The sequence below is a fragment of the Mesorhizobium sp. M1E.F.Ca.ET.041.01.1.1 genome, assembly GCF_003997355.1.
Classification (GTDB): Bacteria; Pseudomonadota; Alphaproteobacteria; order Rhizobiales; family Rhizobiaceae; genus Mesorhizobium.
The window spans coordinates 1-14,086 of record NZ_RZSL01000112.1 but is presented as its reverse complement, the minus strand read 5'-3'; the positions used below and the strand labels follow the sequence as shown (position 1 = coordinate 14,086).

Below are 14,086 nucleotides of genomic sequence, written 5' to 3'. Positions count from 1 at the left end.
GAACTACAGCGACGAGAACGGCAATCACGTGTTCGATCCAGGTGTTGACCGTTCGACGACGACCGATGCCAGCGGCAACTGGTCGATCGGCGGGCTGACGCTGGCCGATGTCGGCAAGAGCATCTACGAGGTGGTGCCGACCGGCTCCCAGCAGACCGGCATCCTCGTGCAGACGGTCGATAATCCCGGCAGCGGCGGCATCGACACCGGCAACGACTTCACCAACTTCCTGCCGCCGCCTGGCCAGGGCTTGACGCCGGGCTTCTGGAAGAACCATCTGGATATCTTGACCCAGGAGTTGGGCGAGTTCCATTCGGGCTGGACCTCCAACACCTCCTTTGAGACCATTTTCGGCTTCCAGAACCTGTCGAAGATCCCCGGAACGCCCTCGATCGCGGATGCGTTGGGAGCCCACGGTGGCGGCGTGAACCACCTCGAACGCTCCTCGGCGGCGGCGTTTCTCTCCGCTGCCGTCACTGCCGTGCCCGACGGCCCCGGTGGTAAACCGGAGCTCAATTTCAGTTTCTCCGCGGCGACGAGTTCGAACCCAGCCATCATCGCTATTCTCAATCAGATTGACGCGAACCACGACCACACGCTCCAACCGGGCGAGGTGACTGCCGCAGTGCGGGACGTCCTCAACGACACCGGCGCCCCGACCTCCAACTTCGGCCTGACCGGTCAACCGGGGATAGAGGATATCGCCAGCGCCTTCGACGCGATGAACAACCAGACGCATCCGGACGCCAGCGTCTTCCTCATTTAACGAGCTGTGCGCAAATCTCGTCCAAACAGTGATCGGGGGCATCTCGCCCCCGATCGCTCGGGCCGCGCGGGCAATCAACCTGTCGCCCGCGATCAGACCTCAAGACCGAGGATCGCTCGGTGATGCCCTGTCTGATGAAACCGCTGCGGCAGTAGGCTATTGTTTCGCTTTTCCCGGCGTGTACTCCAGCGCCACCACGCCATTGCTGAATGGCACGGCCGAGATCAGCTCCAGCGCAATCGGCTCCTCGGTTGGAAACAGCGGCTTGCCCTGGCCGACGGCACTCGGATAGACCAGCAGCCTCAGGCGGTCGATGAGGCCGTGGCTGAGCAACTGCCGGGCAATGCTCAAGCTGCCGTGCACATAGATGTTTCCGCCGCTGCCTTGCTTCAGCTTTGCGACCGACTCGGGCAGGGGCCCGGCGACCAGCTCCGCCGGCTGCCAGTCGAGCGCCTTCAGGCTGGTCGAGGCGACATATTTAGGCAGCGCGTTGAAGCGGTCGGCGAAATCCCCGGTTTCGGAGGGCCATGAGCCGGCAAAGATCTCGTAGGTCGTGCGGCCGAGAAGCATGGCGCCGCTGTCGGCGAGCTCGTCCTCCTTGAACGCGTTCATCTCATCGTTCCAGGTCACGCCCGGCAACTTCTCGACCTCTGCAATGCCGTCGACGCTGATGAACTCCGTGATGATGAGCTTCCGCATGATGGTCTCCTTCTTTCGGGCAGCCGCGGGGGTGCCTTCAGAGGACGCACGAGATGATGCTTTCCCGACAACAAAAAAAGCCCGCCGGTGAGGCGGGCTTCTTGCTTTGGCTGGAGGGCCCTTGCTTAGTTGAACTTGTACTTGGCGTCGATCCGCACGGTGTGGAAGGACGGCGTCGAGGTGATGCTGCCGTCCGGCGCGCCCAGATCCGCCGAGAAGTCGTGCTTCTCGAACTGCGAATAGCGGTATTCGATGCCGACCGTCATCTTGTCCGACATGGCCGTTTCCAGGCCGCCGCCGACGCAGAAGCCGTTCGAGCCCCAGTCGATGATGTCGCCGATCGGGTCGGATGCGTTGAGATCGAAATGCTGCCAGCTATAGCCGGCCAGCGCATAGGCCAGCGTCGCTTCGTTGACCTTCATGCCGACGCGGCCGAGCACGTCGAAGCCATAGTCGGTGTCAAGATTGATCTGGCCGCCGCCGAGATCGAGCTCCGAGGTCATGCCGGAATAGCGCGCATCGACCATGACGCCCGCAACCCAGCTGCCGAAATCCTGGTCGTAGCCGAGGCTCGCTTCGCCGAACACGCCTTCGCCGCCGAGCCCGTTGAACTCCACGCCGGCCGGCGGAACATCGATCTGGTGCACGGACGCGCCGGCGCCGAGCCCGCCGCCGACATAGAAGCCGGTCCAGTTGTAGCTCGGCGTCTCGAAGCCGGCAGCCCCGCCATTGGCGGCGTTGAAGCGATAGCTGGCGGCCACCTGGAAGGTATGGCGAGAGGTGTCGAGGTTGAGCGTGCCGTCCGGCGCGCCGAACTGCGAAAGCAGGTCGTCCGTGGTGCTGAAGCGCGTGTAGCGATATTCGCCCTTGAGCGTCCAGTTGGCGTTGATGGCGGCTTCGGCGCCAATTCCGAGGAAATAGCCGCCCTGATCCCAGTCCATGCCGAAGCCGGCATTGGTGTCGAGCTTGTACTTCTGCCAGGCGTAGCCGCCCAGCACGTAAGCCAGCGTGTTCGGCGTCAAGAGATAGCCGGCGCGCACGCCGACGTCGAAGCCGTAGGTCTCCTTGACGTCGGCATCGAGGCCGAACGCGTCGAGCGAAGTCTTGATGGTGCCGACGTGAGCGTCGAGCAGGGCGCCCAGCAGGAAGCGCTGCGAGACCATATAGTCGTAACCGACGGTGGCTTCGCCATAGATGCCTTCGCCGCCGATGCCGTTGAGCGAGGCGCCCGGAAGGATATCGCCGCTGATCTCATGTACATTGGCGCCGGCGCCGACGCCGAAGCCGACATAGAGACCGCTCCAGTTGAAGCCCGGCGCCGCCTGCTCCTGCACAACGTCGGCGGCATGCGCGGCGGACGTCAAGGCGAGAACCGAAACGGCAGACAAAAGAATAGATTTCGCTGAAAAGCGCGTAAGCATAGCCCCAAACCCCATTTAAGAACCCGCCGCGTTTCTAGCAGGGGTTGTCTCAATCAGTGGTGGCAGAAATGCCACATGGGTAGGCAATCTGCCGTAACGAAAGGCGGAAACCGGCGATGCACCCAGAAATGGTCGGTCCGGTTGTGGATAGCCGCGGCGCCTGGACTTGCCGCTCGGTTGTAGCTGGGCCAGCCGCATGGACTGGCGGCTCGCGCGTACGCTCCCTTGGCTCGAGAAGACCAAGCTGCAGCGCTTTCCCCGTGCCTGGAATCTTGCCGCATGCCAGGGTTTGGCGGACCGCTCCCGCAAGTTACGCTGCGTTTAGCTCCGCCGTGTAAGAATCCGGACTCCGGAGGGCAGCTGGGCAATGTTGGACAACTACGAGGTGGACCGCTTTGGCGTGATCCACCAGATCGACTTCACACCGATCAAGTACGACAAACAATACATCTCCTATTACGAGGACCTGAGCGACCGGACCATCAAGCTCGGTTATCAGCGGCTTGGCTGGGTTCTGGGGGTAACCGGCGAGATCCCTCGCTCGGTGCTGGAGATTGGATACGGCACCGGCACCTTCGTCGAAGCCGCCAAGATTACCGGGGTCGCCGACTGCGCCGGCTGCGATATCGCCGAGTTTCCGCTGCCCACGGGTGTCCGCTTTGTCGGTTGGGATGAGGCGCTCGCCGGCGCGTGGGATCTCGTCGCCATGTTCGACGTGCTCGAACACATCCCGGATCTGGGGTTCCTAAGCCGCCTCAAGACCTGGCACCTAGCCGTCGCCGTCCCTTACTGCCGCTGGCGCGAGCTCGGCGCCGCCGGCGACGCCTGGTTCCGCACCTGGCGCATGCGCCTCCCCAACGAGCACCTGCACCACTTCGACCGCGACTCGCTGGTGGCGCTGCTTGCGCACAACGGCTACGAGTGCGTGACGCTGAACTCATTCGAGGACGGCATCAGGCTGCGGCCCGGCGAAGCGGGCCCGAACATTCTGTCCGGGTTTTTCAGGAAGCGGTAGGCGTTTCCATCGGCGCCCGCCAAGGTATAGCCGGCGAGGGGGCTCATGCGGGGACTACGCCACGTCTGCCGCGATGAACCAATCGTTGACTTCCCGTAATTCAGCACGAGCCTCTTCGAACCTACCCTGTGACCGCAATAGCTTCGCCAGACTGTTGGTTGCCTGCAACTCCCAGCTCCTGGCGCTCTGCCGCCGCGCAAAGGCAATCGCCTCGCGGAAGGAAGCCTCCGCCGCTCTGTCTCCTGCTCCATTTGCAAGTTCGATCTCACCGCGAATGCGAAGCAGGGCAGCTGTAAAGTAATGCTCGCCGATCTTTCCGGCCTCGCGCAGACCTTTCTCAACGGTCTCCGCCGCTATATCGAATTGCCCAGAGTTCATGAAAGCCTTGGCCAGTAAACCTAAATAACACGACTTGTCGACCTCCTGATCTTCAAGATCACTTTCGGTCAATGCCATCATGTGGCTTCCCCCCGGACTGTCATCGAGGTCAGATGCAGCCAGGCCGCCAAAAAAGCGCGCCACCCTTTCCCAGAGATTGAAGCCGTTTTCCTGCGCCAGCGGCAGGAGTTCATCCGCCAGTCGAGCGATCAAACTGCTCTCTTCGCGGAAGGCGAACAACACGCATCCGTTTCCCAGGCAGGCGGCCAGGCGATATGCCGACTGCTGCCGAACGGTCGCCTCCGCCTCGCGGTAGAGTTTCAGCGCTTGATGGCGATATCCCAGAATATGCAAGGTCCACGAAAGATAGATCATGGCCATGCTCGGAAAGTCGCTGCCGACCTTGTCTGCACTGCCCTTGTAGCTGAGAGCGTGCTCGAGATATTGCCGGGCCGCCACCAACTCGCCCTGACAGAACAGAGTCATCCCCTTGAACTGCAAACCTATGACGAGCGCGTTCAGGTAATCGCCCTGCTCGCCGACCCGAATTAACTCATCGCTGGCCGCAAGGGCCTTGCCAAACTGGCCTGAATTGAAATGGGTTCCGAAAAGCCCGTCGAGCGCCCTGATCGTCGATTCCGGTTCGCCGAGCTTCCCGCTCAGTGCTATGGCCCGCTGATATGCGGCGCTGCCTTCGCCCGTCACGTAGCCTTGCGCGGCATAGAGCACGTCGCCCAACTCCAGTTCGAAGCGAAGCAGCCTGCGGCTGCGATCGTCGGATTCAGGAAGGAGCTTTGCGGCTTCAAGGCCCTTCCTGAAAATACGCACTGCGTCGGCTTTTGCCCAGGTCTTAGCCGCCTTCACCCCTGCCAGCAGCCAGTAGTCGGCGGCGCGATCGAACAGACCTGCGTCGGCGAAATGTTCGGCGAGCACTTCGGGATAGGCTGCGTTGTGGTCGCGCAGTTCGAGACATTCGGCAATCGATTGGTGAACCTGCTGCGCGCGTTCGTGCAGCATCGTGCCTCTGGCGGCCTGCTGCAGGAGCACGTGGGTGAACGAAAAGCCCGCGCCGGCCGTCCCTCGCTCGGCTACGATCAGCCCCGTGCGCGTCAGGTCGCCAACTGCGGCGCGCAACTCCGCTTCGGGCCAATCGCAAATCTCGTGCAGGACGTCGAAATCGAATTTGCGGCCGATCGCCGCCGCGATCTGCGCAACTTCCTTGGCGGGCCCCAGCCTGTCGAGGCGGGCAAGCAGCGAGAACTGCAGGGAGTTTGGAATGTTGTTCGCAAGTGACGAACGCTTCGGCTGAGGCGCGTCCAGCCGCAACCCGGTTTCGACCACGCTCCGAGCAAGCTCCTCGATGTAGAGCGGGACGCCTTCACTGCGATCGAGCACCACTGAAACATCGGCAGCGAGCGCATTCGGACTGATGTCATGGACAATCGCCTCGGCATCCTCGCGGCCGAGCGCTTCAAGCCTGATGTGATGCACATCCGGCCTGTCGAACCATGGAACGGTTGCGTTGTTCCTGCTCGATACGAGCAACAGCGCAGGCGTCGAAGCCAGGCTGGCGACGATTTTGTCGAGAAGCTCGCGCGAGGTCGCGTCGGCCCATTGCTCATCTTCGAACAGGATCAGGATCGGGGTGGTACGCGCCAGATAACCGACCAGATCCATGAGCGCTTGCTCGGCGATGTTTCGCTGTCGTTCGGCGCTTATCCCCTCGAGCCTGTCCGGCCTGGTCGCAGGTATGCCGAGCAGGCTCGAGAAGATCGCCAGCGCGACGTCGCTGTACACCGAACCGATCGACAATGCGTTGCTGAGCTTTCGCAGCTTTTCTTCCGTCGAGTCAGCGTCCTCGATCGTTGCGATCCTCTGCAACTCTGCGAGGAATGGATAAAGGGTGCTGTTCTCAAAGGTCGGAGAACATTGCATGGTCAGTTGCGGAAAGCTGCGCAGGCGCTGCTGGACTTCGTTGAGCAACCGGGATTTGCCGATCCCCGACTCTCCCGAAACCCATACCGCATTGCCGCGCCTGTCGCGCGCGACGGTCTCCCAGCGCTCCATCAGCAGTCGCAATTCGGCGTTGCGGCCGCACAGCTTGGTCATATGCGCGCGCTTTGCAAAGCGGGTCGGGACCATGCGCTGCCGTTGCACCTGCCAGACCTGGACTGGCTCGGCGAATCCCTTCAGCTCATGTTTGCCGAACGTGGTGAAATCAATCGCGCCGCTCGCGGCCTCGAAGGTCGCCGCGTCGACAAGGATCGTATTCGGCTTGGCCAGTACCTGCAGCCGCGCCGCCAGATGCGCGACGTGGCCGAAGGCGACGGTGGACACTCCGCTCGGCGCACCGACGAACTCCCCCACCACGACCTGGCCGCTCGCGATACCCAACCTCACTTGCAGCGGATATCCCTGTTTTGCCGAGATGGTGGCCACCGCATCGATGATCTCGAGTGCCGCCAGCACCGCGAACTCGCTGTCGTCCTCGCCGGCTATTGGATAGCCGAAATAGACCTGGATGGCGTCGCCGATGTAGCTGGCGGTCACGCCCTTGTGGCGCCGAACGACGCTGCTGCAGGTCTGCAGAAAGCTCTCGATCAGGCGTTGGAAATCCTCGGGATCCAGGCGGTCGGCATATTCGGTCGACCCCACCATGTCGCAGAACAGGATGGTGAGATAACGCCGCTCCGCAACAGACTTCGCCGGACTGCTGGGCAAAATCGGGCTAGCCAATGGAACCGGCGTGGTCAAGCTCCGGGACCCTCCTTGGTGCGGCGACCATGTAGCGCCCGGTCATGTTATCGCAAATCCCGGCGCTCACCAGCCGCTTTCGATCGCGTCAAGGTGGATCATCGAAGCTCGCCGCACTGAACATCGGCGTAGATCAAATGGTCTGCCTCGCTGAATGCCGCCTGGCTCTGGTCGAAGCAGAACCGTTTGGGCACCAGGCGGATCAAGGTGCGTCGGTTGCATTCGCCAGGCAGGTCGATCTGGAAGGTGCGCGGCGAGATCGACGGCGTCGGATCGCTCCATTTCGTGTGACCGGCAAACGAAACGTTCTCGATCAGCAAGCTGGAGCCGGCTGAGCCGACTGGACCGGAGATGGCCTCGATGCTGGTGCCCTTTGCCTCCTCGATGCTCGGATATTCACCGTTTTGCGGCGGATCCCCGTTTGCCGGAATCGCGCCCGCGCTGACTGCCACATTGATCCTGACATCGTCGCGCTCTGGGACACCCCCGTAGCCGTTGCGAAAGGTCCAGCTTACGCGAAGGACACGATTTCTAACCGCCTCTCCGGGCGGTGGAGGCAAAACCTGGATCTTGGCATCGGCGAGCGAAGAGCCTTCATCCTCCGCCTCTGGCGCCGGGCAGCCAGTGTAGAGCGGGCGGTAGCCGCACTCGGAGCCACCGGCTCCCCATAGACAGTCGCTCAGCTTCCGCCAATCCTCTGAGCTCAGTCGCGGTGCGCTGGAGGACAGGTCATTGCCGGAACCCGGCAACATCCAGGGATGGATGCCGCCGCTGCCGGCCGCCCAGTCCGTCCGGTGTGCGGCTATCTCGCCATAGACCGTCTGTTCCTCGTGCAACTCGAGCAATTGAACCCAGGTTGGCAACGTGACCGTCGGCTCATGCCCCGCTGCGTCCGCGGCAAAACGGCGGCCCGTGACTTGTGTGGTAAGCGTATGGCAGCTTGTGCAGTTGCCCGTCGGATCTTCGACCGTTCTGGCCTGGCTGAGTTCATTGCGGTAGGTGCCGGTGTAGCCGGAGCCGACCACGCGGAACGGCGCGCCCGGCAGCCGCGGCCGATGCGGTAGAAAATCTCCCAGGCTGAAGGCGGTCGATCTGGAATCGCCGGCTGAACGGAAACCGACCCTGCTCTGTTCAATGTGCGGATCGATCACATAGGGGCTTTTGTTGTCATGGCATGCATGGCACGAGATCTGGAACGTGGGATCGTAGATTTTCTGCGCCGCAGCCCTTCCGACTTCATCGGAATAGTTGCGCCCGCCCGGCGGAACGAAGGGCTTTGACCAATCGAACTCGCTCCAGTCCTTGCGGCCGTCGAAGAAGACAATTTCTCCGGATTTCCGGTTGAACCCGATGGTGCCGAAGACGGAAAACCTCGGGTCCGATCGCGTCCAGAAGGGATCGGTGCTGACCTCCTGACTGATATTGGATTTTCTGCAGAGGAACAGCCATTCAACGTTGCCGCGCACGACCCTTACGACACGTGAGTTCAGCCCACAGTAGGTCGTGCTGCCGGTCAGCGAAGGCTTGTCGCACTTTGGCAATGTCGCCGTCCATTTCACCACCTCGCCGTTCTCGTTCCTGTGCTCGAACTCCAGCGGAGAGCCCGGTTTTATCGGATTGGGCTTGAGGTCGACGACATTGCCGTCGACTTCAACCGGAATGACCTTCATTTGCGGGCTGTCGCAATCGCCGTCGGGAATAGGACCGAACACCGCCCGCGCTTCATCGCCGGACCTGGTTATGACGTCGGTGCTCTTCGAGGCCGGCGCCCAGAAGATGTCGGGGTTCCATCGCGTAACGGCGTCGGCGAACGACCTCCGATCAGATTCAGCCTGAGCGAAAGCGAAATCGGAGCCTTGCCTCTCACCGGCTCGCGGCGTCGATACAAAAGCTAAATGTCGAAGCCCGATCGCCCCGGACAACAGGAGAAACGCAATGCCGAGGACAGCGGCGATCAGCGCGACGGAACGCAATTCAGCCCACTGGAGCGTGCCAGTGAAACCATAGCCGATCTTCAGGCGTCATCGCTTCTTGGCTGCGACAGAGCCAACAACATAGTCGGCGTAGACTGTGAGCGATTGAAATCGCCACGTGCCGTCGTTGCCCTTCACAAAGGAGGCCCGGGCATCCGCCGAATAGTCAAGAACCGGTGCCGGAGAGTGGGAGTCCTGCAGAGTGACCAGGACTATCGATTTGGTATTCACTGTCTTATCGTCAACCACATCGAACAAGGTGTTGGTTACCAGATGCCGGGTCTGGAGTTGATCGGTTTTCATTTTCTTTAATATTATTTTCATCTGCTCAAGAAGATCGTCTGGCGACTCCGGGCCAAAGTCGAGTGTCAACTTGAGGATACTGTCGCCTGAACTGCAAATCTGATAGTAAGACGATTTCGGTTCCGCAAAGAGGGCAGTGAACGCGGCCGCATTTCTTTCGTCGATCGTCCAGGCATAGCGGGACAAAAGATCTTGAATTGCCTGGCGATCTTCGGCCGGAGGATTCTCGAGATTCCAACCGGAAGTAGCATCTGCGCATGAATCAGCTGAAGCAGTGCCGCTGAAAGCAACACAGAACCCGAAAACCAGGGCAAAATTTCTCAAACAATTAGTGATTATGCCTTTCCGACGCTCGCTCATGATGGCCCCCTCTATGGAGCTTGATGGGAAAGTACCCGTTTATCTTATACCACACCGAAAAAGGTGTCAGTCGAAATCAGTGACGTTCGCGGCCACGGACATGATTTCGTGTTCCTGAATTTCTGAATTTGCGGTAAGTTTGAATCCCCCGGCCCGCAGCAATTCATACCCAATTGCCAGGTGGCCGCGGGCGATTCTGGTATGTTATGGCAAACTAAAAACTCGCGTAGACGCAGCAACACCGTCTAATCGTGGTTATATGGGGGCGTAAAATGCCAAGTATTGTTCGGAAATTGGCACTTATACTGTCGTTTTTTTTTAGCGTTATCCCGCTGGCGTTTGCGCAGCAGAATCTGGAAATTGAGATAGTTCTGCAATCGCGCCTGCCTTCTTATGGAAACGATACCCCCCTTATTATTGACTTTACTCTCACCAACCGATCGCGCAGCTCGATCAGGGTGCTCAGCTGGACCACGCCGATCAACGGCGTCTCCGCGGACTTGTTCTCAGTGACGAGGGGATCGCAGCCAATTCAGTATATAGGCCGTTTGGCAAAGCGAGGAGAGCCCACTGAGGCTGACTTCATCAATATCGAGCCCGGGCAATCGATTTCGGCGCCCGTCGATCTGTCATTGTACTACGCTATCTATGAAGCAGGGAACTATGCCGTTACCTATGATACCGAGGGAGCGGATCTGCTGGTCGGCCGTCCAGGCGCCCTGAGACGGGCGGCAGTCGTGAGCAACGCTGCCACGTTCAGGCTTCTGTCAGGTCGGATTCCTCCACAGCGGGTACCGCTGTCGGTGCCCGAATTCGACCAGTGTGACAGTTCTCAACAGGATGATCTTGGAGCTGCGCTGGCGGAAGCAAGCAACATAGCCTCGGCTGCCCTGCAGGTTTTGCAGAACACGCCTCCAGCCCAGCAACCCAGTTCCCAAAGATATCTGACCTGGTTCGGGGCGCATACCGCGGGGCTGTACGCAAGGGTCGCCGGAAATTTCTCGAAGATTTCGGATGCTCTCAGAAACAAGGCGATATCATTTGGATGCCACGGCAGCGATTGCGAACCAATCGACTATGCATATGTCTACCCGGACCAGCCTTACAAGATTTTTGTCTGTAGCAAGTTCTGGTACGCCGCCCTGCAAGGAACGGATTCGAGATCCGGAACCATCATACACGAAGTGAGTCACTTTGGCGTCGTCGCGGCGACAAGGGATTATGTCTATGGCCAAAATGACGCCAAGACACTCGCGGCTGAAAACCCACCTAGAGCCACATATAACGCTGACAATCATGAATACTTTGCCGAGAACAACCCGGATCTTCCGATGTGAGGAACGCCACACGCAACTGAGCTAGCATGGTCAGTTGGGAAGAGGCGCTTGCTTAGCTCTTGGGATCTCGTCGCCATGTTCGACGTGCTCGAGCACATCCCGGATCTGACTTTCCTCGGCCGCCTCAAGACCCGGCACCTGGCCGTCGCCGTCCCTTATTGCCGCTGGCGTGAGCTCGGCGCCGACGGCGACGCCTGGTTCCGCACCTGGCGCATGCGCCTCCCCAACGAGCACCTGCACCACTTCGACCCCGACTCGCTGGTGGCGCTGCTCGCCTACAACGGCTACGAGTGCGTGACGCTGAACTCATTCGAGGACGGCATCAGGCTGCGCCCCGGCGAAGCGGGCCCGAACATTCTGTCCGGGTTCTTTAGGAAGGTGTAGGCCTGCCAAGGCAGTGCCGGGCAGGGGGGCGTCCTCACGCGCGGCCTTCAGCTCCGCGAGCCAATCGGCGCATCGGGCGAGGAAAGATTGGCTCAACGGGGGATCGCAACCGGGTGTGCTACGGCATGTGCGCCGATAGATCATCGAATTGCGATGCGCCTAAAGACTTTGAGCAACCTAATTTGAGCACTATCTATAATTAACGTGTATTACTCAATTCAATAGGATATTGCGCAAAATTGTCAATTAGACTATCCGGTTATTCCCGCTTTCGCGAAAAGGTGCGCGGGAGACACCAATCAGAACTCGTGCATTCGTTGCTAGTCCAAGAGAGGAACAAGGGACGCCTGAATCGGCTTAAGACAAGAGGATTCCAGCTTGCGGGCCGGGTATTTGTCTGACATAATTTCGCGTTTCCAAGTTTTACACTGGGCAATTGGGGCATAGTGATGGCTAAGGAATCTTCGACGGCCGCTTCTTCAGCAAGCAAAGCGGAAGCAAATCTGATAGGTAATGCAGAGGGAAACGGGCTGAACTTTATGGCTCCCCAAGCGCGCGACGGCGGGCCCGGCGGTGACGCTCCAGGTGTCGACAAGATACGCGATCTGCTGTTCGGCAATCAGATGCAGGACTATGATCGCCGCTTCTCCAAACTTGAGGAACGGTTCCTGCAGCGGTTCAAGGATGTCGAATCCGAGGCCAAGCGCAATCTTGAGACCTACGAGTCGAATGCCAAGAAGCAGGTCGACTCGCTGGCGACGCAGTTGCGGAACGAAAAAGATGCGCGGGCCGAGGCCGACAAGGAGATCGACCGCAATCTTCGCGATCAAAATCAGGCGCTTGAAAAGCAGGTGCGCGCTTTGTCTGATCAATTGAGCGAGCTCGAGCGCGAAATAGCGGATCGCATGAACAGAAGCGACCAATTGCTGCGCGAGGAAATCAAGCAAAAGAATGAAAGCGCTCAAATGCTGATGGAGAAGATCTTTTCCGATCTCAGCAACGTCAAGACCGACCGGAATCTTTTGGCCGGCCTGTTTGTCGAGGTCGCGAAATGTCTCAATCAGGATCCCGTCGGCAGCAAGGGCAATTCGGAGCGTGGCTGGAAAGTGAGTTGATCGGAAGTTGACGTCGAGCGTCGAACCAATCAGCCTTCCTCAAAGACCAGCTTCGAACGATACCGGGATTGATCGCGAGGCTCTGGCTCGCCTGTTGGTGGAAATTGCCCGGAACGTCGATCCGGACAACCATGCGCTTTACGAAGGAATCCCAGCCGCCGATCATCGGCTGGAAAGGCTTCGCCAACTGCTCGTCGGCCACGAAATCTCGGAACTTTCACGCGTTACGCACCTGCTCGACGAACCTGAGCAGCTTGCGGCTGCAGTGGGGAGCGTTCTCCCCACCGCAGCCGCAGGGGCGTCTCTTGTGCAGCTCGGCGAGGCCCTTGCGCCAGCCGTCGAGAGGGCTGCGCAACGGTCCATCCAGAAGAACCCCAGCGCGCTGACCGATATATTGTATCCGGTGTTTCTGCCGGCCATTCGCAAGTCGATTGGCGAAAAGATTGACCAGACCTTCCAGTCGCTGAATGAATCTTTAAGGCATATATTTACCTGGCATGGCCTCAAGTGGAGATTTGAGGCCTGGAGAACGGGAACAAGCTTCTCCGAAGTCGTTCTCAAGCATTCTCTCGTCTATCGCGTGGAGCATGTCTTTCTCATCAGCCGCAGCTCCGGGCTTTTGATCGCGCATGTAACGGCCGAAAACGCGACCAGCGAAGACCCTCAACTGATTTCCTCGATGCTCAGCGCAATCCAGGATTTTGTGAAGGACTCGTTCAACGAGAAAGAAAACAGCGGCCTGGACACCATCCGGTTCGGAGAGCTTCGCCTCTGGTCGGAAGTCGGACCGTTTGCGACGCTGGTTGCGGTGATCAGGGGAAATCCGCCGGAGGAGTTGCATGACGTAATCCGCGACGTATTGCTTCGCATCCATGATCAGTCCTCGCAGGCTTTGGAGCGCTTCGACGGGGACACCTCGCAGTTACCCGGCGTAGAGACCCAGTTGCAGACCTGTGTCGAGCTGCAGCATACGGATTCAAAAGAGGGATTCCCGTGGCTGGTGGTGACGGCAGCCCTGCTGATTCTGACTGCGGCAGGCGCCTGGTTCTTTCTTTCCTGGCAAGCCGGGCAGCGCTGGCAGACGTATCTGTCGCGACTGGCGCCGCAGCGGGGGATCGTCGTTTCCGAACAAGAAATTCGCGGCGGCCAGTTCTACATTGCCGGCCTGAGAGACCCGCTCGCCGCCGACCCGCAGTCGCTGTTGTCGGGAACGGAGGTCGATCCCGCCCGCGTTCATTCAAACTGGCAGTTCTATCAGAGCCTCGAGCCGGAATTCGTGCTGAAGCGGCTGACGGCGTCGCTGGCGCCACCGGATTCGGTGCGGCTTTCAGTAGTCAATGGTCGCATTGTCGCCGAGGGTGAGGCGACCACCACATGGATCAACCGGGCGCGGGCCGCCGCCCAGCAGCTTTCGGCAGGCGGCCCGGTCTTCGACATCTCCGGGGTCCGCGATGTGAGCGCCGAGGAACGCTGGCAGGCCTATGTGTCGCAACTGGAGACCCAGCCTGGCATCATCGTCGCCGATCAGAATGTGCGCGACGGCCAATTCTATATTACCGGTCTGAGAGACCCGCTTGCCGC

At 59.9% G+C, this 14,086-nt stretch carries 10 protein-coding genes and 1 pseudogene; 6 read left to right on the top strand and 5 right to left on the bottom strand.

The annotated features are described in order from the left end of the window. Nucleotides 1–766, top strand: a 766-nt coding sequence (locus EOA38_RS39110; protein ID WP_189434626.1) for a hypothetical protein, incomplete at its 5' end; no start/stop codon positions are given. Between the two features lie 156 nt (nt 767–922). On the opposite strand, the gene EOA38_RS12215 is transcribed toward EOA38_RS39110, so the two are convergent. Both EOA38_RS12215 and EOA38_RS12210 read right to left on the bottom strand, forming a co-directional pair. Continuing rightward, nucleotides 923–1,465 carry a dihydrofolate reductase family protein gene (locus tag EOA38_RS12215; protein ID WP_126094403.1) on the bottom strand — a complete coding sequence of 181 codons (543 nt, stop codon included), beginning with the start codon at nt 1,463–1,465 and terminating at the stop codon, nt 923–925. 125 nt (nt 1,466–1,590) lie between these two features. Further along, nucleotides 1,591–2,886: an outer membrane beta-barrel protein gene (locus EOA38_RS12210; protein ID WP_126094402.1), complete on the bottom strand. Its 1,296-nt coding sequence runs from the start codon at nt 2,884–2,886 to the stop codon at nt 1,591–1,593. 367 nt (nt 2,887–3,253) lie between these two features. On the opposite strand from EOA38_RS12210, the gene EOA38_RS12205 reads away from it, so the two are divergent. Next, entirely contained in the window at nt 3,254–3,901 is a 648-nt protein-coding gene (locus tag EOA38_RS12205; RefSeq protein WP_126094401.1) for a class I SAM-dependent methyltransferase, read from the top strand. A 54-nt stretch (nt 3,902–3,955) separates the two neighbouring features. Here the strand turns inward: EOA38_RS12205 and EOA38_RS12200 are convergent, their stop codons facing one another. From EOA38_RS12200 to EOA38_RS12190, 3 genes are all read right to left on the bottom strand, one after another. Beyond that, nucleotides 3,956–7,033: an adenylate/guanylate cyclase domain-containing protein gene (locus EOA38_RS12200; protein ID WP_127299320.1), complete on the bottom strand. Its 3,078-nt coding sequence runs from the start codon at nt 7,031–7,033 to the stop codon at nt 3,956–3,958. A 98-nt stretch (nt 7,034–7,131) separates the two neighbouring features. Beyond that, a complete protein-coding gene (locus EOA38_RS12195; RefSeq protein WP_127299319.1) occupies nt 7,132–9,006 on the bottom strand; it encodes a hypothetical protein in 1,875 nt (624 codons plus the stop codon). Between the two features lie 48 nt (nt 9,007–9,054). Then, nucleotides 9,055–9,669: a nuclear transport factor 2 family protein gene (locus EOA38_RS12190; protein WP_126094398.1), complete on the bottom strand. Its 615-nt coding sequence runs from the start codon at nt 9,667–9,669 to the stop codon at nt 9,055–9,057. A 272-nt stretch (nt 9,670–9,941) separates the two neighbouring features. Here EOA38_RS12190 and EOA38_RS12185 point away from each other — a divergent pair, with 272 nt between their 5' ends. The 4 genes and pseudogenes from EOA38_RS12185 to EOA38_RS12165 form a co-directional block, all read left to right on the top strand. Then, a complete protein-coding gene (locus EOA38_RS12185; protein WP_126094397.1) occupies nt 9,942–11,006 on the top strand; it encodes a M35 family metallo-endopeptidase in 1,065 nt (354 codons plus the stop codon). A gap of 75 nt (nt 11,007–11,081) precedes the next feature. Further along, nucleotides 11,082–11,390, top strand: a complete 309-nt coding sequence (locus EOA38_RS12180) for a class I SAM-dependent methyltransferase (protein WP_245464700.1) — start codon at nt 11,082–11,084, stop codon at nt 11,388–11,390. Nucleotides 11,391–11,839: 449 nt separating this feature from the next. Further along, complete coding sequence (locus EOA38_RS12170; protein WP_126094396.1) at nt 11,840–12,505, top strand: hypothetical protein; 666 nt, start codon at nt 11,840–11,842, stop codon at nt 12,503–12,505. 7 nt (nt 12,506–12,512) lie between these two features. Continuing rightward, a pseudogene (locus tag EOA38_RS12165) lies at nt 12,513–14,086 on the top strand (OmpA family protein); the annotation flags it as partial.